The sequence below is a fragment of the Nitritalea sp. genome, from assembly GCF_054166705.1.
The window spans coordinates 18,830-42,620 of the sequence record NZ_JBSZCV010000016.1 but is presented as its reverse complement, the minus strand read 5'-3'; the positions used below and the strand labels follow the sequence as shown (position 1 = coordinate 42,620).

The 23,791-nt window shown below is 54.5% G+C and carries 15 protein-coding genes; all 15 read right to left on the bottom strand.

Annotated elements, in window-relative coordinates:
• Positions 1–95: 95 nt before the first annotated feature.
• Positions 96–980, bottom strand: a complete 885-nt coding sequence (locus tag ACXIT9_RS12325) for a hypothetical protein (RefSeq protein WP_458056541.1) — start codon at positions 978–980, stop codon at positions 96–98.
• 7 nt (positions 981–987) lie between these two features.
• Positions 988–2,418 carry an MBOAT family O-acyltransferase gene (locus tag ACXIT9_RS12320; RefSeq protein WP_458056540.1) on the bottom strand — a complete coding sequence of 477 codons (1,431 nt, stop codon included), beginning with the start codon at positions 2,416–2,418 and terminating at the stop codon, positions 988–990.
• 4 nt (positions 2,419–2,422) lie between these two features.
• Positions 2,423–3,556 (bottom strand): glycosyltransferase family 4 protein, encoded by a 1,134-nt coding sequence (locus ACXIT9_RS12315; RefSeq protein WP_458056539.1) that lies wholly within the window; start codon positions 3,554–3,556, stop codon positions 2,423–2,425.
• 1 nt (position 3,557) lies between these two features.
• Positions 3,558–4,745, bottom strand: coding sequence for a glycosyltransferase family 4 protein (locus ACXIT9_RS12310; protein WP_458056538.1), 1,188 nt, complete (start codon positions 4,743–4,745; stop codon positions 3,558–3,560).
• Positions 4,714–5,931 (bottom strand): glycosyltransferase family 4 protein, encoded by a 1,218-nt coding sequence (locus ACXIT9_RS12305; RefSeq protein ID WP_458056537.1) that lies wholly within the window; start codon positions 5,929–5,931, stop codon positions 4,714–4,716. Before ACXIT9_RS12305 ends, ACXIT9_RS12310 begins: the two co-directional genes overlap by 32 nt.
• The gene (locus ACXIT9_RS12300; RefSeq protein ID WP_458056536.1) at positions 5,928–6,866 is read right to left on the bottom strand and encodes a glycosyltransferase family 2 protein; all 939 of its coding nucleotides are present in this window, start codon (positions 6,864–6,866) and stop codon (positions 5,928–5,930) included. Before ACXIT9_RS12300 ends, ACXIT9_RS12305 begins: the two co-directional genes overlap by 4 nt.
• A gap of 5 nt (positions 6,867–6,871) precedes the next feature.
• On the bottom strand, positions 6,872–8,098 hold the full coding sequence (locus ACXIT9_RS12295) for an O-antigen ligase family protein (protein WP_458056535.1): 1,227 nt from the start codon (positions 8,096–8,098) through the stop codon (positions 6,872–6,874).
• Positions 8,099–8,117: 19 nt separating this feature from the next.
• The gene (locus ACXIT9_RS12290; protein WP_458056534.1) at positions 8,118–9,026 is read right to left on the bottom strand and encodes a glycosyltransferase; all 909 of its coding nucleotides are present in this window, start codon (positions 9,024–9,026) and stop codon (positions 8,118–8,120) included.
• 86 nt (positions 9,027–9,112) lie between these two features.
• The gene (locus ACXIT9_RS12285) at positions 9,113–16,693 is read right to left on the bottom strand and encodes a PKD domain-containing protein (protein WP_458056533.1); all 7,581 of its coding nucleotides are present in this window, start codon (positions 16,691–16,693) and stop codon (positions 9,113–9,115) included.
• A 175-nt stretch (positions 16,694–16,868) separates the two neighbouring features.
• Positions 16,869–18,110 (bottom strand): glycosyltransferase family 4 protein, encoded by a 1,242-nt coding sequence (locus ACXIT9_RS12280; RefSeq protein ID WP_458056532.1) that lies wholly within the window; start codon positions 18,108–18,110, stop codon positions 16,869–16,871.
• A complete protein-coding gene (locus tag ACXIT9_RS12275; RefSeq protein WP_458056531.1) occupies positions 18,107–19,066 on the bottom strand; it encodes a polysaccharide pyruvyl transferase family protein in 960 nt (319 codons plus the stop codon). The genes ACXIT9_RS12280 and ACXIT9_RS12275 overlap by 4 nt, the downstream gene beginning before the upstream one ends.
• Positions 19,067–19,077: 11 nt before the next feature.
• Positions 19,078–20,442, bottom strand: a complete 1,365-nt coding sequence (locus ACXIT9_RS12270; RefSeq protein ID WP_458056530.1) for a lipopolysaccharide biosynthesis protein — start codon at positions 20,440–20,442, stop codon at positions 19,078–19,080.
• Positions 20,443–20,515: 73 nt separating this feature from the next.
• Complete coding sequence (gene gmd / locus ACXIT9_RS12265; protein WP_458056529.1) at positions 20,516–21,667, bottom strand: GDP-mannose 4,6-dehydratase; 1,152 nt, start codon at positions 21,665–21,667, stop codon at positions 20,516–20,518.
• Positions 21,668–21,696: 29 nt separating this feature from the next.
• Positions 21,697–22,653, bottom strand: coding sequence for a GDP-L-fucose synthase family protein (locus ACXIT9_RS12260; RefSeq protein WP_458056528.1), 957 nt, complete (start codon positions 22,651–22,653; stop codon positions 21,697–21,699).
• A gap of 135 nt (positions 22,654–22,788) precedes the next feature.
• Entirely contained in the window at positions 22,789–23,580 is a 792-nt protein-coding gene (locus tag ACXIT9_RS12255) for a hypothetical protein (protein ID WP_458056527.1), read from the bottom strand.
• Positions 23,581–23,791 lie beyond the last annotated feature (211 nt).

The window sequence follows — 23,791 nt, the reverse complement described above, 5'->3', positions numbered from 1 at the left end:
TACAAATAAAATAGACCTACTTTCTGTATCGAAAAAAAATATTCCCAAATAAGCCCCTTATTTAGAACATTTAAGGAGGAAAAGGGCTTCCTCGCTCACTTTAACCCCTTTAACGCTTCGATCAGCGCCTGGGTGACGGCTGCTTGTCCGCGCTGGTTGAGGTGGATGGGGTCGAAGAAATACCCCGCCTCCCGGGTCCACTCCTCCGTAAAGGCATGCAGGTGGAGGCCCTCCTGCTGCGCTGTGAAGTGCTGAAAATAAGCGATTTCTGCTTGAAAAGCCTCTGGATTTTGTGCGTTAAAGGCATAAAAGGTCGGTGTATATACCAGGTGCACCTCGATGCCTGCTTGGCGAAACTCCTCCACGAGCATTTCGAAGGTCTCTTTCATGGCGGGGCTGGACTGAATCTGGCGCAAACCGAAATTTTTTACCAGCCGCTCCGGATCCTGTCCTTCCAGCGTACCCGTTTTGAGGTTGCGCCAGTTGGCCGTATACCCTCTATACACCGATCCCATGAGCAGCTCGTTATAGCGGCTGCTGCGGATCAGGAGCTTAAAGAGGTACTCCATGGATTCCACTTGCTCGGAGATGCCGGCGCGCACGGCAGGAGAGTTCAGGAAGGGGTAGAAAAGCTTGGCTGAATTTTCGGAGAGCCCACTTTCGGTAAACATCCAGGGGTCGATGCCGATGAAGACCCTTTCCAGTTCAGGAGCCTGTTCGCGGAGGTGGCGTCCCATGAGCAGCAGGTCGTGGACATTGGCCCCTTCGCGGGCATATTTGGCCACGGGCCGCCCATAAAATTCCTGCAGCTGATACACATCTATTCCCAGCATGATGTGGGAGTGGCCGAGGATGGCGCTACGGCTTTCGGGGCGCAGGCCATAGTAGCGTTCCAGTCCCGAGCGGAAGGCCTGATCCAGGGCGAAATCTGCCAAAAAGAAGCAGCCGAGGAAGAGTAAAAAACGAAGTGGATAGCGCATAGACGGGTTAAAACTGGAAGTAAATAAATGCATTCGAGCTGACCCCAAAGATACTAATCAGGAACAGGAGCACAAAATAACCCGTGTTCACCAGCCAGCGCGGCAGGCGGGAGTGCTTGTCGTAGAGCCCCAGGATGCCATAGTACTGCAGGAGCTGTACCCCAAAGAGGAAGGCGATCAGCAGCAGGGAGAGGTAGAAGTTGATGGCACTAAAGCCCGTCCACAGCTGGCTACCGGACCAGCTCAGCAGCTGGCTCAGGATGTACCAGGCATCGCCGGCGCTATTGGCCCGGAAGAAGATCCAGCCCAGCATGACGGCGGAGAAGGTGCTGAACCACTTAAAGAGCCGGTATCCTCCTGATTTTTTGATGCCGGTGAGTCCCAGGACGGCGAGCAGCTTATCGCCGAAATATTCGAAGAAGTAGAAGCTGGCGTGGAGGGCGCCCCAGATGACGAAGGTCCAGTTGGCCCCATGCCAAAGTCCGCTGAGCAGGAAGACGATGGCGATGTTCAGGAACCAGCGGCTGACTTTCACGCGATTTCCGCCGAGGGGGATGTACACATAGTCGCCGAACCAGCTGGAGAGCGAGATATGCCAGCGCTTCCAGAAGTCGCCGATGGAGAGCGCCATGTAGGGCAAGTTGAAATTCTGCATCAGGCGGATGCCGAGGGTGCGGCCGATGCCGATGGCCATGTCGGAGTAGCCTGAGAAGTCGCAGTAGATCTGTAGGGTAAAGAAGAGCGTTCCCAGCGCCAGTGTGGGGGCCTCATAGGCTTGCGGGGAATTGAAGACCGGGTCTGCGTACAGGGAGAGGCGGTCGGCGATCACGATCTTTTTAAAGAGTCCCCAGACGAAGAGTTTGGCTCCCTGCTCGAAGAGGATCCAGTCGAAGTGCACCTCCTTTTTTAGCTGAGGCAGGATGTTTGTGGAGCGCTCGATGGGGCCGGCGATAAGTTGAGGAAAGAAAGCCACGTAAGTGAGAAAGTGCAGGGCATTTTCTTCTACGGGGATTTTATTTCGGTAGATGTCGATGGAGTAGCTCATCGCCTGGAAGGTAAAGAAGGAGATCCCTACCGGCAGAATGACGGCGACGAAGGGCCAGTCCAGCGGGGAGAAGAAGTATCCACTGAGGGTATTGGCGCTATCGATGAAGAAGTTGAGGTACTTGTAGTAGAACAGCGGCAGCAGGGAGACGGCGATGGCGGTCCAGAGCAGGGCTTTGCGGCGCCAGCCGCTGCTGATAAAGATGTGGCGTCCCATGTACCAGTTAAACAGGGAGACGGCGAACATGAGCAGGCCGAATTCCCATTTCCAGGACATGTAGAAGTAGTAGGAGCCGAGCAGGAGCACGAAGAGCTTGCCGGACCGGTTTGTATTAAAATACAAAAAAAGAATTACGAGGTAAAAAATGACAAACTCGTAGGAATTGAAAAGCATAGGCTTAAGGTAAGCGTAAAGACTTTAGAAAATTATCTTCAAAAATCGGAATAGTGTAGCGTTTTTCAAAATCCATTTTGGCTTGCCGGCCTAAATTGGCGCATAATTCCGGATTTTTACTCAAATTTTCGATTTCGGCGGCGATTTCGGCGGCATTTTGGGCCACGATGCGGCCATTTCCTTCGTGGAGCATGGAGGGGATGGCGCCCACGGCGGTGCTCAGCACGGGGATGCCGAGTGCGAAGGCCTCGAGGATCACCAGGGGCTGGCAGTCGTCCGAGGTGGGGTGTACGAGCAGGTCCATGGCGGCGAAGATGCGGTATTTTTCTTCCCCGTAACAGGCGCCGTGATAGGTGACATGCTCCGTGAGCTGCCGCTCCGCGATGGCCGCGGTGAAGGCTGCTTCGGAGATATCGCCCGCTTTGCCCATGAAGTGGGCGTGGATGGGGAGCCCTTTAGCGGCCAGCAGGGCTAGGGCATCCAGCAGCAGCAGGGGGCCTTTAAATTGGAAAAGGTTGGAGAGGAACAGCAGTTGGAAAGGGTCTTCTGGCCGGATGCGCGGGGTTTTCGGCAGGCTGTCGGCGGGCAGCTCCGGCTGCGGGATGCCATTGGGCAGGTAGCGGACCTGTTCAGGGCGCACGAAGCGCTGCACATCGTCATAGAGCGCTTCGCCGAGCAGCAGCACGGTCGTGTCTCGGAAGGCCTTCGGGTAGAGCAGGCGGTAGGGCCACTTATCGGCATAGCGCGCCACGCCTTTGTTGTGGAAGTGCAGGTAGACAGGCACTTTCAGGCGCTTAGCGAGCCAGAGGATGGGATAGTCTTTCAGGAAGCCGAAGCCATGGGAAGACAGGGTGAGGTAGACTGCATCCGGCTGCAGCTGGCGCAGGCGCTGAGCCACGCGGCGGTAGAGCTGGACGATCTGGCTGATTTTCCGTAGGGACAGGCGCCCGATGTCCTCCCCTGTGGTGGAGGTGCTCAGGTTCAGGAAATGCATGTCGGCCGCGGCATGGATCCGTGTGCTGGTACGGATCAGCTCCCCCACGGCGGCGGCACCATGATGGGGTGGCGGCAGGTGGAGGATGCAGAGCATGGTTTTTCGTGCCCCTTTGGTAGGCATCTGCGGCGGTGTAGCGTCCATCTTACTCACTTTTGCCATGCGAAATGAGGTGGTGGATACGCTGCGCAGCGCGTGCGGGGTTATAATTGGCTTCCAAGGCTGCCGCTGCTCGACCCATTTGGGGAAGGTCCGCCTCATGGGCTTTGGCCAGGGCCTCCACCAGGGTGTCGGTCTGCAGCGGGTCGAAGAGCCAGCCAGTGCAGGGCGTCACCAGTTCCGGGTAGCAACCATTATAGGTAGAGCAGATGATGGGTAGGTCGCAGGCCATGGCTTCGGGCACGACCAGGCTCCAGTTGTCCTCCAGTGTCGGCATGACGAAAACATCGGCCACGGCATAATACTGGTAGATTTCTTCATAGGCTACCTCTCCGGTCCAGTAGACTTGAGGCAGGGTGCTGTAGGAGGCTTGCAAGCCCTCCTCCATATCGCCACTTCCGGCTAGGATGAGCAGGTCATCGGGGAAAGCGCGGGCATGCTGTTTCCAGCCCTCGAGGAGTTCTTTTACCCCTTTGCGGTCGATAATTTGGCCTACGTAGAGGTAGGCCAAGCCTTTTTCGGAGGATTTATCTCCCTTGCTGCTCCAGAGGGCACATCTTCGCGCTTGTCTTTGTTGGGGGCTCACGCCTTCTTTTTGGGTGCGCAGCAGGTCAGAGTCTGCGGCCATGACACCCTCTTGTATCGGTTTTTGGGGGCTGACGCCCAATTTCTCTCTCAGGTAGGCCTTGGTGAGGGTACCATTCACGAGGTAGCCTTGAACGAAGTTATCCAGCAGGCTGCGGTAGCGTTCCCGCCAGGGGGGGCAATTTCTTTCCGTGTAGGCTGTCCGTTCGTAGGCGACATAGAGGGGCACGTTACGGAAGCGCGTGTACCAGACGGCGTAGAGCGTCCACTGGAAGAAGCCTTCGGAGATGATGATATCCGGCTGCACCTCTTGGATGGCGCGGTAGAGGTCTTTTTGGATGGGGATGGACAGCCCTTGGTTTGCAAAATTCCCGGAACGGCCGAGGCGGATGATTTTTTCTTCCTTCAGTGCCCGTGCGCGTGTGCCGAGGGCTTGACTGATGCGCGTGCGTACGTTTTCCGGCACTCTTTTTTCGGAGTAGAGCAGGTAGAAGTTGTCTCCCAGGAGACGGGAGAGCGCTTCGTACACGGGAATCCGGTAAGATAAAAAAGAGGGGTTAACCCAGAGTACGCGTTTTTTTCCAGTCATAACACACTTGCTTATAAAAATCTACTGTTTGCTGAGCGGGGAGGTTTGAAAACTTTTCATGCACATCCCTGCGGGCCTTTTCGCGCACGCGGGCGCGCTCCGCTACCGGCAGGGCGAGCAGCTGTCGGATACAGTCGGCGAGCGCCTGTGGGTTTTTCGGTGGCACGAGCCAACCGTTTTTTCCATGCTCGATCAGTTCGGCCATGCCTCCAGCATTAGAGCCGATGACGGCGCCGTTCGCGTACATGGCCTCCACACAGACGAGGGGTAAGTTATCCCACCAGGAGGGGAACACGGCCGCATCGCAAGCAGCGTAGTAGGCGTTTAGCTCCGGCCGGGTGAGCTGTCCCACGAAGCGCACCTGCTGGCGGTCTTCTGTGCTCAGAGAGGCCTGTAATGCCTGCGAGTAGGGGCTCTGTTTGCCCGCGATGTCGAGCTGCACTGCCCTATTTTCTTTGCGCAGGATGCGCAAAGCCTCCACCAGCTCCCCGATGCCTTTCGTCTCCACCAGAGTACCCGCAAAAATCAGGCGAAAAGGCGTATTTTCACCCTCAAGAGGTCGTGGTCGCCAATTTTCCAGACGTATCGGATTGAAGATCACCACTTTTTGTTTGGCATGACGTAGGTCAAAGTGTGTTTCCATCCAGTCCAGTAGGCTTTGGGAGGCAGAGGTAAAGTAAGCAAACTTCCGTATGCTCGCCTGTTCATAATGCGCCATCATCCACTCATGAGGCTTTTGGTAGAGGTTCTTTCGTGGCAGAAAGGTATCGCGGTCCAGCAGTGTGGGCGTCTGAAAGCGGATCACGACGGGAATCCCTATATCCTCTAAATAGAGCGCTTCCGCCCCATATTCCTGCACTTCAATAACATCAAGGTCAGGAATGCTTTGGATTTTATCCCGAATTTTTTTGCGAAAGGCATGAAAACGGGTTAGGGTGCGTAATTTTTTGTATAGGGTGTTACCAGGTTCTACGGCAGGGATTACGAAATCAGCACCGGATAAAAAGTGTACGTGCATGCCGTCCACCGTTTTTTCCTCCTCCAGGCGGGTATCATCATGGGCGGTGATGACATGCACCCGGTGGCCGAGATCTACGAATAGACCTCCGATTTCTTTGATGTACGCTCCGATGCCTCCCCCCCGCTGGGAGTTCCCAAATTCGCGGGAGACCAAACATATATTCATTTTTTCAATACATTATACAGTGACATTCTTATTCTTTTGGGCATGTAAGTTAATAGATAAAAAATATAAATCTTAAACTTTTCGGCAGTATAGGGCAGCGCCTCCCTGAATTTCGCTCGGGCGGCGGGCATGTCCTGCTGCTGAAAAATCACTACCCCCATGGATTTTAGCCAGCGCCCCAGGTAAAGAGTGTAGCTGGTGCGCAGCGCCTCTGGGCAGTGGGCAAGTTCTGCCAGTAGGGCTGCACCCACAGGGTCATCGATACTTCTACGGGCGCTCACGACGCTCATGTCCGCATTATCTCTGTAATAGGCCAGCACCCGGTACGCATAGGCCACGCGATAGCGCAGGGCTACGCGTGCCCAGGTGAGTAAATCTTCTCCCGACTTGATCCCTACGGGAAATCCACCTACCGCCTCGAGTGCTTCCCGATGCAGCGCCGTGGCAGAAGTCCACACGGGGGGATTCGAGTGAGCGGCCACCTCGAAGTAATTATCCAGGTAACCGAGTGCTCCCTGTGGTAGCTGGAGTCGGCGCAGGATCGCAGGACGCTTCTGTCCTTTCGGAGAAAGAAACGAATAAGTGCTGGCCAGCAGACGTGCTTCGGGGCACTTTTTTTTTAGTTCGCTCAGCGTGGCGAGAAAATCCGGCTCCCAGAGGTCATCGGCATCCAAAAAGCAGACCCAGTCATGCCGCGCCGCCCGCCACCCTGTATTGCGAGCAGCAGATACACCTTGATTTTCCTGCCTTAGGATCCGTATGGGCAGCTGCGCCGCCACAGCACTCTGGGCGATGATCTCCAGGCTATTGTCCCGGGAGCCATCGTCTACGATAAGCACCTCATCGGCTGCCTGCTGCTGGTCGAGGACCGTCTGTAGCGTGGCCTCGATGGTGGCCGCTTTGTTGTAAAGTGGAATGACAACGGTGATCTGCATACGCTTCAGTAATTTGGAAGTCCCTTCTTATACATGGCGAAGGTGATGCCTATCATGGCAAAAAAGTAATTGGGAAAGAATATGGTATACTTCAAAATATTATCCGAATACATAAACATGAGCATGACGATAAACAGAGTCATCGTGCTAGAGGTCATGATAAAGTAGATGGGATGGGAGGAGGTCTTCACTTTTAAAAAGTAAAGCCTGATAAACGTGAAGCCAAAGCCCGTGAGCAGTAGGATCAAGCCTACCCAGCCGTAATTATAGCGGATGGACAGGTAATCGTTATGCGCTTCTCCGGAGCCGGAGCCGGTGATTTGACGCAAGCGCTCATTGTCCGCCCGCGGACCATTACCCCAGACGGGGGCTTTTTGGAGACCGAGGTCCAGGGCTTCCTGCCAGGCCTTCCGGCCGCTGCTGTTAAAGGTACTTTCGGAGCTGTAGTAATCTAATGAAATTTCATTGATCTCTCCCGAGCCCGCATAAAAGGACTTGTTTTTAAAACCGGAGGAGTTGACCACCACCAGGCCGATGATCACCCCGGCGGTGATGGAGTAAAAGCGTGTTTTGATGGAATTATTCGCGAAGTGAAACACGAAGCTCATGATAAAGGTCAGCATAGCCATCCGCGTCACGGCTAGAAAAGGCATGGAAAAGAGCATGAGGTAATAGTAGAGCCCTTCGCGCTTTTGGATGACGAAGAAGATGCTCAGTGCCACGCAGCCGCCTACGGCAAAGAGCATGGGCGTGGAAGCCATATGCACGAAGTAGCCCGTGAGCAGGTAGTAGATAAAGCCCAGCACGAAGATAAAGAGGATCAACTTAAGCAGCAGCTGCCCCAGCCAGAGGATTTTAATGACCGAATACTGGAAGCTGCTGGCGATGATGCCGATGATAAGCGGCAGGTAATACTGTGCGGTGAGCTGAAGGCCTAAGAAGCTGTAGCTGACGATGATGTAAATGCCCGAGTAAGCGATCCAGGGCAGCCAGGGCAGGATCGGAAAGGTGACGCTGTCCAGGCGCAACAGGTAGTAAAAGCAGACGAAGAGCATGAAAATCCAGGCCAGTCCCGTCCAGGCAAAGCCCAGGAAGCTGCCCGGCAGGAAGGGCAGAATGGAGCTCGCATAGGCGATCAGCGTGGAGACCACGAGCAGGTTAAAGAAGCGCTCGAACTCCAGGTCTTGCGTCTGGAACTCAAAGCGTATAAACTGTTTTATTTCACTCAACATAGTGTAGAACTTAGGGCATTCAAGGGCTGCCGTAGATACGGCGATGGATCGGGTCCTCAGCGGGCAGCTGCCGCACGCGGATGCCAGGGTTTTGGGCTGGATCTTGACGCTTTAGACGATACAGCACAAAGTAAATCGCTTTTAATAAGAGTTTTACAAAGCTACTGTCTTTATTGACAAGCTGAAAGCTCCTGTACTGATAAAAGAAAGGAATTTTATGCTCAAGAAAATAGTCCGGCGCGATGCGCGGGAAAGTTTCCCGTAGGATTTTGATGCGTAGCTCCCCTTCATTAAAGGCATTGGTACTGCTTAGGCCGGTATCTGCCTCGAAGACGCTGAGGGGAAAAGGATGCAGTGTATAGCTGGCATGCTCCACCAGGAGCGCTTCCATAAAGAAAACCCAGTCGGAGATCACGCGGTAGCTTTCTTTATAGCCGCCCATGCGCAGCAGCAGCTCGCGGCGGATAAAGGTGCTCGGATGCGGCAGACTCCCCTGCACGAAGGTGAAGAGCGTGGGCTCAAAGGGCGGCGACTGCTCGTAGGTCTTGCCGGCTTTTTTAATGATGCAGGAAAAGGACTGGATGTCGTCGCCATTTAAGCTGTCCAGGGCACGCTGCAGGCTGTCTTCTGCGAGCAGGTAATCTCCTGAATTTAGGAATAGGCAGTAGGTGCCGGTGGCCATCTGGGTACCCTTATTCATGGCATGGTAGACGCCGCGGTCCTTTTCGGAAATGTAGCGGGTCACGGTGTTCCCTACATAGGGCGCGATGACCTCCTCGAAGCCATCGGTAGACCCTCCATCGATGACCAGGTATTCGAAAGGATGGCTACAGACCTGCCTTTCCACGGCAGCTAGCGTGAGTGCTAAGCCGGCGGCATTGTTATAGTTAATGGTAATAAGCGTGAGCAGCGGGGTGTTGTTTTCCATAAGCGATATGCGCATCGCACGTAAAAAAGCAGATAAAGTTGGAATAAAACACAAAATTAGCGCTTTTTAACAATTATAAAATTAAATCAGCGAATAACTTTAAAATAGCCGGCCTCCGTGGACACTGTCCCGCCCCTGCTGGTAACGATGGCGCGGTAGGCATAATTGCCGCCAGGTACCGGCTGCCCCTTAAAGGTGGCGTCCCAGCTGCTGTCCAATATCTCCGTTTTAAAGAGCTGCTCGCCCCAGAGGTTGAAGATATGCAGCTCCATGGCCACGATGCCGCGGTGCTGCGGCTTGAAGACTTCATTTTCTAGGCGAGGGCCTCCTGGGTAGATGGCCGTAGGGGCTTCCCAGAGGTAGCCATCGATGACGCGCACGACGGCCTGCATTTGGGAGCGGCACTGATTGGCCGTCTCGGCAAAGAGCGTGATCGTATACGTCCCTGGGCTGCTGAAGGAATGGCTCGGGTTTTGGTCCACGGATATCTCCCCATCGCCGAAGTCCCACTGCTGCCAGACGGCCCCGGGGTCCCCTGTGGTCAGATCCGTGAAGCGCAGGAGCTCTCCTACCCCGATGATATGGTTAGGCAGCAGCTCGCCCGTGTCGGGGTCTTCCACCTCGAAGGAGAAGTTCGCCTGAATGGCTTCTGGCTCGATGAGCAGCTGCACCTCCTGGGGGCTATTAAAGCAGGGGCTACCGATGAAGCGGGAGGCGATCGCATAGGTTCCGGACTGGAAAACGCGCTCTTGGGGGCCACCCAATTCATCCCCGGTAGGCGCGATAATTTGATATTCGTAGCGCCCCGGGTCGAAATTCTCGATCACGTCGCTGATCAGGTAACCCATGGTAGGGTCGCAGACAACAAGCGGATTACGGAGGCGCAGCTCGGCTTCTTCGTGCACACTGATGGTGGCCTCGGCTAGAATCAAATTACAGGTTGTCGGCAGGGCCATTTCCACGAAAACCTCCAGCTCCTCTCCTACCTCTAGGCCGCTGACGGTCAACACATCTGCGGTATCTACGGTCAGGGTGAGGTCGCCTTGCGTGAGCGTGCCCCTTGGAATCGCTTGCCGACGGTCTTTATCCAAGTACCAGCGGAAGCCTCCCGTCCAGGCACCCGCTCCTACGGAAGGTTGCAGCGCCACCGATTCCCCTACGCAGAAGCGGGCATCGTTTAGGTCCACGGGGATCGGATCGTCGGAGACCCTGAGGGTTTCTGTAGGCAAGCTGCAGCCGTTCGCATCGCTGACGTCTACAGTAAAATCGCCCACCGGCAGGCCTTCTACACGGAAGATGGTGGCACTGGACCAGGAAATTTGACTTGGATCCACCACACTGCCCCCCACTGTACGCACCTGCACCTGGTAGGGCGCCGTACCGCCGCGGAGGGTGCCTCCGATGAGGCCATTGGTTTGGTTACAGGTGGTGTTGACCGCCCCTAAGGCCGCGAAATCCAATGCCTCCACAGGGCCGCCCACGGTAAAGCTCCCCAGCGGCAGGGGGCAGTTGGCCGCATTCACCACCTCGAGGGTATAAGTGCCTTGCGCTAAATTATCCAGCAGACCACTCGCCAGCGGCTCGAAAGCACCCCCATTTAGGCTGTAGCGGAGGAGGCTTTGGCCCGGGGCCTCCTGCACCCGCAGGCTACCCCCCGCACCGAAGCAGCGCTCATCCACCTCTGTGACGCTCACCTGTGGGATGCCCAGCACCTCCACACGGACGGTTTGCACATCACCCGCACAGATGCCTCCACCCGAGGCGATGACGGTGTAGGTATAGGGGCTGCCGCCCAAGCTTAGGTCTTCCAGCATCAGGGTGCCCTCCGCCTCAAGGCCATAGCGGATGCCGCCGAGCACATCGCCGTCCGCGATTTCGGTGGCGCCGGCAGCCACCGGATCGGCATGGCTGCCCACAAACCAGCGGTAGCTCACGCCCGCAGCAGCAGGGCTTACGGCCACCGGCACACGGGCGATTTCCTGCTCACAGATGGCCACATCATCCACGATAATCGGCGTGGGGCCATCCACCACTTGCAGCGGCGCTGGCGCGGTAAATACACAGCCATTGGCATCTTCGACGCGGTAGTTATAGCTGCCTACGGCCAGATCCGTAAAAGTGATTTCCCCTGCTGCCGTGAGCGTACGTGGGCTCAGGGTACCGCCATCGGGCCCGAAAAACACCTGGTAAGGCGCCTTTCCGCCGAGCACCTCGAACTGGATACGCCCATCGGAAAGCCCACACGTGGTCGGGCTGACCTGCTCGTTTCGGGCCAGCAGCTCCGTGGCAGCCTCGATCGTGAGCGAGACCTTAGCCGTACAGGCAAAAGCCGAGATGCTGGTCACCTCATAAGTGCCAGGAGGGAATAAGGTGCTTTCCAGGGCGGCCTTATCGGCCAAAGTAAAGCTTCCGGCAGGACCGATTACCGTGTAGCGCACACCCGTATCCGGACCTGTGGCCAGTCGGATTTGGCCATCGGCCGCCCCAAAACAAGATTCATCTACCACCGTAAAGCTGCTCACCGGAGCGGCCTCCACGGTGATGGCACGGCTAAACTCCTCCCCGGTACAGTCGTTGCGCCCGTAAACCGTATAAGTCCCCGGCGCCAAATCCACGATGTCGAGCTGCGGTGCTTCAGCATCCCCATTCGCAGTGAAAGTAGCTCCTGAAAGGGTTTGGGTGCCGGTAATCAAGCTGCTAAAATCTGCCTGTAGCGACCAGCTAAAGCCCGGAAGTGCAGGGCTCACACCCGCATTCGTTAAGGTGGCGCGGAGGCGGAATGGCTCCCCCTGGCAGATTTCGATCGGGCTGCTGTCCCAACTGTAGACGGGATCCGGCTTGGTGCTGATCGTGTAAGGAAGGGTCACGGAGCAACCTGCATCATCCGTAAGGATCAAGTGGTAGGTGCCCACTGGCAAATCTTCCACCACCGTGCCGCCCGCTAGGGCCGGCAGCACCGCACCTGTCAGGGGGTCATCGGCACGCCACTCCGCCGTGTAGGGGCCATAGCCACCGACGAAGGCCACCTCGATGCGGCCGATGTTCGCTCCACAAGCTACCTCATCGACACGTACGAGGGTAGCACCCAGTGCTTGTGTAGGACCTTCCACCTCGATGCTTGTACTAAATCCGCAGCCCGTCAGGCCGCTATCGTCTTTTACGGCTACGGTGTAAGTCCCCGCCGGCAGGCCGCTGAACTCGGGGCTACTTTGAAAATTTACCCCATCGATGCTGTACAGGTAGCTGCCATTTCCGCCACTCACCCCGGAGACGCTAATCGTGCCATCGACTCCACCAAAACAGGTGACGCGGGTGCTATTTACCGTGCTGGCCACCACGGGCGGTAATACTTCCACGCGGGCTTCTTCCTGTATGGTACAGACCCCAGGCCCACTAATCTGTGCATAAAAGGTATAGGTGCCTGCCGTCAAACCGCTAACGGTAAGGGTACCATCAGCAGCCACACTGTAGCTGCGGCCCTGCGCGTCGGGCCCAGTGAGCGGCACGGCTTGTGTGCGGGCAGCATCGGCATACCAGGTGAGGGTGAGTGGATTAGCCCCCGCCCCTGTGATCACCGGCCGCAGCGCAGCATCGCCGCCTTCACAGATGGTTTCTTGCGTGGCCGCGGTAGTCAGCGGAATTCCTTGATTGTTTACCAGCGTCACGTTATGTGTGGGGCCCGCACAGCCATTCGCATCCTCGACCGTAAACGCATAGGTGCCCGGTGCCAGGTCTACCACCGTAACCGTCACCGGATCTGTACCGCTGGCCGGGCTGATGCTTGCGCCGGGAAAGGCACTGAGCGGCTGCCCATTCAGCTGCACGCGGAAATCACCATTTCCACCCTCCAGGGTGAAGCTGATGGCTCCATTCGGGTCCCCGCAACTAGGATCTACCGCCGTGAGGGGGCTAAGGACGATGGGGGGCACTGCCTCCACTTCCACCGTTTCCTGCTGCACGCAGCCGAAGGCATTGGTAATCTCGATCGTGTACATGCCAGGGGCGAGCCCCAAAAAGGCATTGGCGCTGGCATCAAAAGCCGTCGTTTGGCCGAGCAAGGCATAGCTGTAGCCCGCCTCCCCTCCGCCTATCAACAGGATGCGCCCATCGTTCAGGCCGGCACAAGACTGCTGCTCCGCCGCCCAACGCGTCTCCGGCAGTGCCTCCAGGGTCACGGTGTAGGGGATGGGAGTCAGCGTACAGCCGCTCGGGAGCACCGGTAAAACATAGAGCACATAAGTTCCTGCGGCATCGGTCAAGTTCGTCAGCTCCAGCGTGGCCCGATCGGGTGCAGGAAAGCCCACTTGCAGCCCTGCCGAGCCGATGGCATCGCCTGGATTCAGCTCTTGGCTCATGCCCGCATCCAGAAACCAGCGGTAGCTGATCGACTCCACAGGGGCACCCGGCGTCAGCGGCGCGATCGGAAGGAGCAGGTTGGGCGCCGAGGCGCAAATGGCCGCATCTGCATCTGCGGGGAAGGTGGGCAGCACCTGTGCGACCAGCGTGGCCGCGGCGGTACTCGTGCAGCGCGCGCCATCGGAGGGGCGTGCCTCGTCTTGCACCTCCAGGGAATAGCTTCCCTCCGGCAAATCCATAAATTCAAGTACTACTTCCGTTCCCGCCGTGGTAAGGGTATGTGAAAAAGCGCTGAGCGGCTGCCCATTTAGGGTGATGGAGGCATAGGAGCCGCTAGCATCTGGCGTTCCACCGCTGATCCGGAAGCTAAGGCTACCGTTTGGCAAATCGCAACTTGGGTCCACGCTATCGCTCAGGCTGAGCAAGAGAGGGTCTTTATCCTCGATGAGCAGCGGCTCACTGTCCACAAAACAGCCTGAGGCATTGGTCATCCGCACGGTGTAAGTACCCGGCGCCAGCCCGGAGAAGGTCCCGGTGGCCGGATCGAAACTTGCCCCCGCTCCACCCAAAAGCGTGTAGCTTGCCCCCGCCTCTTGGGGGCTGCTGAGCGTAATGATGCCATCCGTCTGCCCTGCGCAGGAAATGGCCTCCACGGTATAGCTAGCCTCAGGGGCAGGGGTAATCACGAAATCCACCGCCACGGGGGCAAGTGCGCAGTCATTGACAATGTCCGGCATCAGGTACACCCGGTAGCTGCCCGCAGTGCCGGCATTACTGATTTCTAAGGACCCGTCTGTGGCGATGCCAAAATCCATGTCCCAGGCGGCATCCGTTCCGGGCAGGATCTCCTCCGTGCCTGCCGGATCTTTAAACCAACGGTAGACAGGTGCCGCAGGCGGGGTTCCTTCGGTAAGGATACTTGGGCGAAGGCTGAGCGGATTCAACACACAAGCCTCGAAGGGACCATTTACCTCGAAGGTGGGCAGCACCTGACGGTTCAAAGCTGGAAGTGACAGCGGCAGTTCGCAAGCATTCGCATCGATAAGCTGCAGCGTAAAAGTGCCTTCGTCGAGGCCGAAAAGAAGCACTTCCCAGCCGCCACCGCTCGGGCTTAGCGTGTATGCGGAGGAGGGCACCGCCGTTCCATTTAGCTCAAAGGTATAGGGTGCGGCGACATCCCCGGTCGGCGTTCCTCCTTCGACAAAAAAGCGGTAGCTGCCATCGTTATCGGAGCAGGTAGGGTCCATGGCTTCGATAAAATTCGCTGTGAGCGGGCCTTGCGGTTGCTCCACGATTAACCCCGTAAAAAGCTCTTGGCAATCGGTGACGGGGTCGATGGCTAAAATTTCATAGGTGCCGGCAAGGAGATTAGGAAAAACGAGCACACCGCTAGCATCAGCTGTGGCTGCTTGCTCCCCTGCCGTATCTGGATTTAGGCGGTAGCGAAAATTCGGGGCACCGCGGATTTCGATACTGCCCGTGGCTTCTCCGAAGCAAAGCGCCGCTTCGGGTATAAAGTCCGGCGCAGGCAGTGGATTAAAGGGGATGGGCACCGTCTTGCTGCTGATACATTGCTTTAGCGGGTCAGTGCCGGTCACCGAAAAAACCACCTCTACCGTATAGTCCCCCGCGGTAGCCGCCGTCAAGCCAGAAATGCTAAAATCCCCGCTATCATTTCGGTCCAGCTCCCTGCCATCCGGAGCTAGGAGAACATACTCCACAGCGATGGGCCTTTCGAATCCATCCGTGACCGTACTCGGGATCCCGATGGAGAAACTCGCTGCATCCCCGCAGGAAAAGAAATTGTCGATGGAGATATCCTCGGGGGCTAACTCAGGCAGCACTTGTACGGAGATGCGGATGGGCTGGGACTGCCGTCCAAAGTTGTCTTGGATCACCACGAAAGCGACCGCCACCCCGCTAAAACCAGCCACAGGAACAAATTTGATATCAAAGCTATCGGCTGTAGGGGTTGCTCCGCCGATTTCCACTGTGCTAGATAAGTCTAAGGTAAAGGTGCCTTGGCCAGGAAGGACCAGCGTTGTGACGGGGTTGTCGCAGTTATTCGTCCCGCAGAAGGGGGCTAGACCGGGTGCGCGATTTTCCGGGGTTCCACTCGGATTCCCGCTCGGGTTAGTTCCTGGACTATTTTCGAATATCTGCACGCACTGGATAAAGGAAGGGGCCTCCAGCACAGGCTCGATCGTATCCTGCATTTCTTCTCCCACGCAGAGCTCATAATCCAGTGTGGCCAGGTTAGGAGGCTGCACGATTCTGTTATCAAAAACGTTTACGGATAAGTTGCGGATCACGTGGTTATTCGTACTCCCTCCCGTGGCGCCCCCAAAGCCGATTTGCAAAAAGTCCGGAATGGGGAAATTATAGGGAATTCCATTGGGAGGAGTAATGCGCACCAACTGGCTGCCCGTTCCCGTATTGATTAGCATATCAATCACCACTCTGTATTGCGCCCCATCGGGGATAATATCGATAAACACTTTCCGGTATCCTTCCTGAGAGGCGTTCCAGACAGGAGTATCCATCCTTGCATTGTCGATGGTAAAGCTGACCGATTTATCAAAAATCTCGGTGGTCCGATACAAGTCATTGTAAATATCTGTAAAAGGCGGAATAGCATTATTTTCCAGCCGAGTGACATAGCGTAGAAGGGGATTATACTTAGCTGTTTGTGGGCCTCGAATGGTAACATTGTGAAGCACTTTATTGAGTTGATTCTGATCCTCTCGCGTTCTACCGACATTTACCACCCCGTTAGCAAAATTCCCAAATTCATCGAACCCTATACCAATGTACCCTCCGGAAAGGCCGGGTTCTTCTATCGTGCCATTATCAGCGACACGAGGTGCATAAGAGAGGGAACCACCATCAGCCCCCAGAATAAATGATGGCACGAGTGCATCAAACAAAAAGACGGAGATACCATCGGCGCCTGTTTCAAAAGGAAGTCCAGTAAAATTATTTCTGTTACGTGTCCCGAAGCTCGCATACTCAAAGGAGATGGAAATCCCTCCTTTGGAAGGAAAAGCTTGATTAACGACCAATGCACCTGACTGCTGTTGAACCGCCTCTGTAAGTTGGAGTCCCCCGAAACCCGGGTTCAGACGGGCATTGCCGAAGAGCTCCACACGGCCGCTGGCGAAGGGATCATCCCCACCAAAAAAAGGTTCGCAATAGGGAAAACCTTCCCTGGGCACCACGACAGGGTCTTGGGCATAGGCAGCATGAGCAAAGAAAAATATGCATAGCCAGACAAGTACAGATGTAAAAACTGCTTTATTGCGGGTGTTCAAGATTTTGCTGACTTACCGTTGGGTGAAATAAGTACCTTACAAAGTTATTAAAAAACCGCTAAAAGCAAGCTAAAAAGTATATTCCCATCTTTTTATTTCACCCCAGCACGGTAAAACTGTTGCGCTATCCTTTAAAGCGCTAAAACTATTTCATAAGTTTCTTAAAATTAAAAAATTAGCTCAAAATGGATGCATACATGGCCTCATACCGTTCTGCCACCTTTTTGGCTTCAAAGTGTTCCAAAACATACGCACGCGCAGCCTGTCGCAGATCGCTCGTATCCGCCTTTTCTAGCAGCCATTCGATACCGGCGCGATAGTCCTCCACTTCGAAAGGCCGCGCTAGGTAGCCATTTTGCTTATGCTGGATCATGTCGCCATTTCCTCCGATCGCAAAAGAACAGACTGGGGTACCGCAGGCTAATGCTTCCATGATGCTATTGGACAGGTTTTCCTGTTTGCTGGGTACCAGCATCACATCTGCCGCATTATAGAGCAGGCGGAGGCTCACCGTATCCCGCAGGGTTCCGACATACTGCACGGGGATGCCGAACCGTTCGGCCTCTCCCTCCGAGGCACCAAAAATGACCAAGCGAAGCTCCTCTTTATTGGCTAAGCCGGACAGCGCTGCTTCTACGAACGAATAGCCCTTAATCGGATTGGTGGTCGCGGACATGGCACCAAAGAGAATGATTCGACCTGTTTCAGGCAAGCCAAGTGCCTCCCGGGCCGTACTTCGCGCTATAGGAAAGAAAAGAGAGGTATCGATGGGGTTGGGCAGCTGATAGTGCTGACGCTCCCGAAAGAGGGTACTGCTTTTCGCTGCTTCATGCAGCCAGCGGCTAAGCCCGACGATATGCAGCGGCTTAGAACGCCTGCCGTAAGCTTTTTTCTTCCGCTGAAAGATGCGAGCGCTGATGTCCTTCTCGTCTGTAGAACCCAAAACCGGGCAGGCGCCGCACTGCTGCGTGTAGCGGCCACAGGAGCCATCGTAGTGGCAGCCCCCCGTAAAGGGCCACATGTCATGCAGCGTCCAGACGATCTCCGCTTGTATCTTGGGGATATCGTCCACATGCAGCATGCCTGCCGACACCCAGTGCAGATGCACGATGTCCGGCTGAAGTGCATTTAAAGTGTCCACCAGCGTATTCCATCGAGGCAAGGCCGCCGTAAAGGTATTGGTAGACCTTTCGGGATATTTTAGCAGGTCTACTTTATCTAGCCTTGCTTTTAAGGTGTGGGGAAAAAAGGGAAAACGCTTAGGCAGCTGGAGCACATCCGGATCTGAACTGCTTTTATACTGCACGAGGTAATACACCTCATGCGCCGTATAGCGTTTCAGGGCATGGTAGAGTCGCTCAGCAGCCCGAGCGGCGCCTCCCTCCTGCTCGAAGGTATTGACGATAACGATTTTCATACAAACTGAGCTTTCCAGCGCTCGATTTCAGCTTGTGGAATATGAATTTCTGTTGCTAAAGGCTTACGGATGCGCTCTGCCAGCTGGCTTAAATCCGAGCGGTCGATGATCGCCAAGTTAAAGTCCTTGGCTTTTTCTTTCGCGCGGTTATCGATCGCGATGATCAGCGAGCGCCTTTTCAGCTGCAAGGCGCGCACCCCGGCATGGAGGCGGGTACCCACGAAGTCCAGCGACTTACGGGTATCGGCCAGGCAAGCGGTATACGCCTCTAAAGTTGGGGGAAGCACATGCAGGCGCTCATCTTGCTTGTTGAGCTTCGCAAAATACGCGATATCTTCGCTTCCCTGTGGCCAGAAATAGACCTTTTTATAGGTTTTGAGCAGGGTATCGATCAGAAAGGTGTCCGCCTCAGGTTGCTGGTTGTAGTCCGTAAGTGTGAAGACCACCTCTTCTCCTTTTTCCTTCGGGATGTCGGCACAGTGCTCCGGGGTGAGCTTCCACATGGTGGCACAGGCGGTATTGATGACATTTTTAAGCCCCATGGCGTGTAGTTTCTGCTCGGTAAAGGAATCCCGGACCGAGTGGAGGATCTCTCGATTCAAGACACGGCGAAAGAGGGTGCGCGTATACAGATCCGGATCTCTCTGGTACTGCCACCAGCCTACGCCGAGCAGGATGATGTCCTTCATGTAGACGGCATCTTTCAGATTGATCTTCCACTGGTTATAGGAACGCATGTTTGAAGAGAGCAAATTCGTCCCTCCCACAAAGGAATAGTTGCTTTGACGTACCAAGTCGTAAGTGGCCTTGCCGACCACATCATGCGTGACTGCATAAAACTTCATATAGTCCGGAAACAGCGCATTTAGCTGTTCCTTCACAGCATCCATAATGATAAAATCGCCCAGGTTACTGGAGCAGATGGCTGTATCAAAAATCGTAAGTTGTTTTTTCATAGGTTTAAGGCTTACTGCATCCAAATGCCGGATGCTTTTCCTGACATAATTTTATAATATTGAAGCGGTCTGAGAATCACAGAGTAGCTGAAACAGCAGCAGGTGGCTAAAATCACACCCGTCGCCCCCAGTTCCAGTGTCTTGGCAAAGAAGATACTAAGCGGAATATTGATCAGCATGGTAAACATGGACGTGTACAGCTGCAGTTTGACTTTGCCCACGCCATTGATGAAATTCACATACACCATGTTAAAGGTCATGAGCAGCACGAAGAGCGCCATAGCCGCAGATAGTCCTCGTGGAACGACTACCTCATCACCAACCCAGAAGAGGTAGAAGTGGTCTGCACCCAGGTAGAGCAGCAGCAGCACGAGCGGAATCCCTAGCCAAATTTTTTGAATCGTTCCCACGCTATTTCGAATCCATCCCAAATCTTGTTTGGCATAGGCCTCTGTAAACGAAGACCAGTACGGGCCCAGAAGAATCGTGTACCCCATGGTCACCACAGAGAAATATTTAAAGGCCACTTGATAGGGCACTACCTCCTCCGGTCCTAAGATACGGGTAATGATGAAGTTGTCTGTTGAGAACAACACAATCGTGGCGATCTGGATGATTAAAAACTTCCCTCCTAGCCCGGCCATTTCGCCTAAATGCACACGGTTCCAGCTTCTAAAGGAGGGGCGTAGGGGCGCAAAATTACCGCGGAAGGCGGCCCAAGAAAGAACGGCCAGGATCAGGACGGGGATGGCATTCACGATCAAGCCGAACAGCAGCAAGGAGCTGTCTGCATAGCGCGTCAACAAGAAGATGGACAGCAGGGTAAGCCCTTGGGTGTAGATCCCTATTTTACCTTCTATGGAATGGTTTTGGGTTGCCAAATACATGGTGGTGATCAACTTCCCTACCATATTCAGTCCAAAGAAGATAAAAACAACAGGCACCAGTCGGTTCAGGTCGTAGACCAAGTCCTCGGAGGCATTAAATACCTGAGCCCAATCCACCCAGAGACCGATGGCCAGCAGCAGGAGAACGAGCAGGAAAGAAATCGAGCCGATGCTCAGATACGCTGCGCTCACGTATGCACGGGCTTTGGGCTGATCTTTTTCTGTCAGGGCCTCGGCCAGCTTGTTGCGCAGGCCATTCCCCAATCCCACATCGAAAAAGGTAAACCAGGAGAGGAAGGAGGTAAGGGTCAACCAGACGCCGTAGGCTTCCTTCGTAAGGAAATTAAGTGTGAGGGGCACGAGAATGAAGCTGCTCGCGATCATGCCTCCCTTAAAGAGCAATGACTTCAAGACATGGACGCTAATATTTTTCGTCCGGTCGCTTTTAATTCCGAGAAGTTGCTGAAAACGCGTTACAAGTTGACTCATCGTACATGTTAAAAAATAAAGAAAAAGGCCGAAATTCACGCCCCGGCCTTTTCCCTATCGTCTTTTCAAACGCTTATTCTGCCTGGTTAAGGATGCTATGACCGGCCTTCAGGAGCTCTCTATCCCGACGGAAGGCCTTGACATCTGCCTGCATCATGTCTTCTACGAGTCCTTTCAGATCGTATTCCGGAACCCAGCCTAACTTTTCTTTCGACTTCGTCGGATCACCGATCAAGAGGTCCACTTCCGTCGGTCGGAAATAACGCGGATCGATGCGAACGATCGTCTTTCCGATGAGAGAACGGGCACCTGTTTCGTCACTGCCACAGCCAGTCGCTCGTTCGAAAACAGGCTCATTGATACCGATGAGCACACCGATTTCATCCACACCCTCGCCGGAGAAGTCAAGCATCAAGCCCACTTCGGCAGCGGCCATCTTGATGAAGTCACGCACCTTGGTGGTGACACCGGTGGCGATGACGAAATCTTCCGCCACATCCTGCTGCAAGATCAGGTACATGGCTTTCACATAATCTTTCGCATGGCCCCAGTCCCGTTTGGCATCGAGGTTCCCCATGTATAGGTCCTGCTGCATGCCAAGCGCAATTTTAGAAATCGCCCGTGTAATTTTACGCGTCACGAAGGTCTCCCCACGAAGTGGAGATTCATGGTTGAACAAAATTCCATTACAGGCGAACATGCCATAAGCTTCTCTGTAATTCACAGTAATCCAGTAGGCATATAATTTGGCCACCGCATAGGGAGAGCGTGGATAGAAAGGCGTCGTCTCGGACTGCGGAACCGCCTGCACCAAGCCGTAAAGCTCAGAGGTGGAGGCTTGATAGATGCGGGTTTTCTTCTCCATACCAAGCAGGCGTACGGCCTCCAGGATACGAAGTGTCCCAATACCATCTGCATTCGCCGTATATTCAGGCGTGTCGAAACTCACCTTCACATGCGACATGGCCGCCAAATTATAAATTTCATCCGGCTGCGTCTCCTGGATGATACGTGTCAAGTTCATCGAATCTGTCAGGTCTCCGTAGTGGAGCACCAGACGCGGGTCCTTTACATGTGGATCCTGGTACAGGTGATCGATACGATCGGTATTAAAAAGCGAGGCGCGGCGTTTAATGCCATGCACCATATAGCCCTTTTCTAAAAGCAATTCCGCCAAATAGGCGCCATCCTGTCCGGTAATACCGGTAATTAATGCAGTTTTCATGTGTTTATCGAATCAAAAAAATGATTGGGTTAAATTTTTACTTCTTTATAACGGTCGCTATGCGCCAGAAACCAGTCATAGGTTTCGCGAATACCTGTCTCCAGACCGATTTTCGCCTTCCAGCCTTTGGCCGCCAGCTTGCTGACATCCATCAATTTCCGTGGTGTTCCATCCGGCTTGCTTGCATCCCAGATCAGGCGTCCTTCATGGCCGACGATCTGCTGAATGAGCAGCGCTAGCTCTTTAATGGTAACGTCAGTTCCGGTGCCTACATTGTACAAATTATCATCGAAGCGCTCTTCCATCGCGAAGACAGTGGCTTCAGCCATATCGTCTACATGCAAGAACTCCCGCATGGGCGTACCCGAGCCCCAAAGCGTTACCGGCGCATGGCCATTTTCTTTGGCCTCGTGGAACTTACGCATCATGGCAGGCAGCACATGAGAGGTCTCGAGATCAAAATTATCAAAAGGACCGTATAAGTTGGTCGGCATAAGCGAGATAAAATCCTTGCCATACTGCTTGCGAATCGCCTCGCAGGCCTTCACCCCTGAAATTTTCGCTAGCGCATACCACTCATTGGTAGGCTCTAAGGAAGAGGTCAGCAGATACTCCTCTTTTAGCGGCTGTGGGGCGAGCTTGGGATAAATACAAGAAGAGCCAAGGAAAATGAACTTCTCTACATCCGATTTTAAGGAGGCATCGATCAGATTATTCTGAATCTGCATGTTCTCCATCAGGAAAGGATAGGGATAGCTGTTGTTCGCCAAGATCCCGCCCACACGGGCAGCGGCATCGAGTACGATATCTGGCTTTTCAGTCGCAAAAAACGCATTTACGGCCGCCTGATTGCGGAGGTCCAGTTCCTGACTGCTTTTGCCTATGATGTTTCGGTATCCTTTGCGCTCCAGCGCGCGCTTAATCGCTGCACCTACCATGCCGCGATGTCCGGCGATGTAGATTTTTTTCTCTAAATGTACTGACATAAACAATGTTAAAAAGTAACTGCGCAAAGTACGGCATTTTAAGCAGCAAATCCAAAACAATCTACTTTGGAAGCCAAAGAGCAAAACGGTACGCCCGCTGTGATCCAACAAATACTGCTGGCCACAGCGATTTGCCTAGCGCGCGGAGGGCTTACGTTTTTCTGGAGAGCCGGGATTTTGTTGTGGACTAAAGAAATAATAAAACTGGTTCCGCAGGGGCTCGCTACCGAAGTCCACCTTCCGGCGTAGCGTCACCTGAAAAGTTCCATTCATGTCCGGCCCTAGGCGTGTGGGACGATCGAGGCCTCCCAGCCCATTTCGGCTGAGCACCTGCAGGTTTCCTTCCAGGCCGATGCGCCAAGGGCTATCCGGCAGCTGCCACCAGGCACCCAAGCGTAAGCCTGCAAAAGCCAAACCCTCGGAAGCGCGCTGCCGATCCGCTTCACTAGCCTGCTCGAAAGAGCGCCACACCCCCATCACCCCGACGGCAGGCGCCAGGTACATGTTCCAGGTATTTCCTCCGTAATAAGGAGACTTCTTAAAAAGATAAAAAGGAAGGCTAAATTCAAGTTGCTGCATGTATCCACGTACATTTAGCGGATCGTCTGCGGCCCTTTTGGACTCCAAAATATTCGGGTCCCAGCGTCCTTCCGCTAAAGAGCGCAGCTGCTGTCCCGAGGCTTGGAAGCGGTAATACAAGCGCGGGCTCCACTCCTTTTCGTAAAACACACTTAGGGCCGGCGCCACCGGAAGACGGAGCGGCTGATAATGCCCTAAACCCGCTGCGTAAGGAATGCCGATGCCCGCTTGCACACCCACAAACTCCTGCTTGCGAAAGCGATAGCCGTATAAGTTTTGGGCATTCAGTTCCGAAACCATAAGAAAAAATGTGAACCCCAAAAGAAGGGCCAGACGAAATGAACTCATACTTTAGTAAACGTAATTGAAAATGGCATTGGATGCCTGAAGGTGCGTAGAATCCGAAAATAAATAGGTGCTACCTGCTAGATCGAGTGCTCCTGCGGACCCAACAGCTAAAAAAGTGCGTGCAGGGCACAAAGGAACCTGCTCAACAGCTGCCTTTGCGCCCTGCGCGCCAAATCTACCGCCTCTGCCGAGGCAAATATACAAGATACTA

Excerpts from the sequence above, each read along its gene's own strand:
- ACXIT9_RS12325 (WP_458056541.1), bottom strand. The coding sequence starts at position 980 with ATGCGCTATCCACTTCGTTTTTTACTCTTCCTCGGCTGCTTCTTTTTG.
- ACXIT9_RS12320 (WP_458056540.1), bottom strand. The coding sequence starts at position 2,418 with ATGCTTTTCAATTCCTACGAGTTTGTCATTTTTTACCTCGTAATTCTT.
- ACXIT9_RS12315 (WP_458056539.1), bottom strand. The coding sequence starts at position 3,556 with ATGGACGCTACACCGCCGCAGATGCCTACCAAAGGGGCACGAAAAACC.
- ACXIT9_RS12310 (WP_458056538.1), bottom strand. The coding sequence starts at position 4,745 with ATGACTGGAAAAAAACGCGTACTCTGGGTTAACCCCTCTTTTTTATCT.
- ACXIT9_RS12305 (WP_458056537.1), bottom strand. The coding sequence starts at position 5,931 with ATGAATATATGTTTGGTCTCCCGCGAATTTGGGAACTCCCAGCGGGGG.
- ACXIT9_RS12300 (WP_458056536.1), bottom strand. The coding sequence starts at position 6,866 with ATGCAGATCACCGTTGTCATTCCACTTTACAACAAAGCGGCCACCATC.
- ACXIT9_RS12295 (WP_458056535.1), bottom strand. The coding sequence starts at position 8,098 with ATGTTGAGTGAAATAAAACAGTTTATACGCTTTGAGTTCCAGACGCAA.
- ACXIT9_RS12290 (WP_458056534.1), bottom strand. The coding sequence starts at position 9,026 with ATGGAAAACAACACCCCGCTGCTCACGCTTATTACCATTAACTATAAC.
- ACXIT9_RS12280 (WP_458056532.1), bottom strand. The coding sequence starts at position 18,110 with ATGAAAATCGTTATCGTCAATACCTTCGAGCAGGAGGGAGGCGCCGCT.
- ACXIT9_RS12275 (WP_458056531.1), bottom strand. The coding sequence starts at position 19,066 with ATGAAAAAACAACTTACGATTTTTGATACAGCCATCTGCTCCAGTAAC.
- ACXIT9_RS12270 (WP_458056530.1), bottom strand. The coding sequence starts at position 20,442 with ATGAGTCAACTTGTAACGCGTTTTCAGCAACTTCTCGGAATTAAAAGC.
- gmd (WP_458056529.1), bottom strand. The coding sequence starts at position 21,667 with ATGAAAACTGCATTAATTACCGGTATTACCGGACAGGATGGCGCCTAT.
- ACXIT9_RS12260 (WP_458056528.1), bottom strand. The coding sequence starts at position 22,653 with ATGTCAGTACATTTAGAGAAAAAAATCTACATCGCCGGACATCGCGGC.
- ACXIT9_RS12255 (WP_458056527.1), bottom strand. The coding sequence starts at position 23,580 with ATGAGTTCATTTCGTCTGGCCCTTCTTTTGGGGTTCACATTTTTTCTT.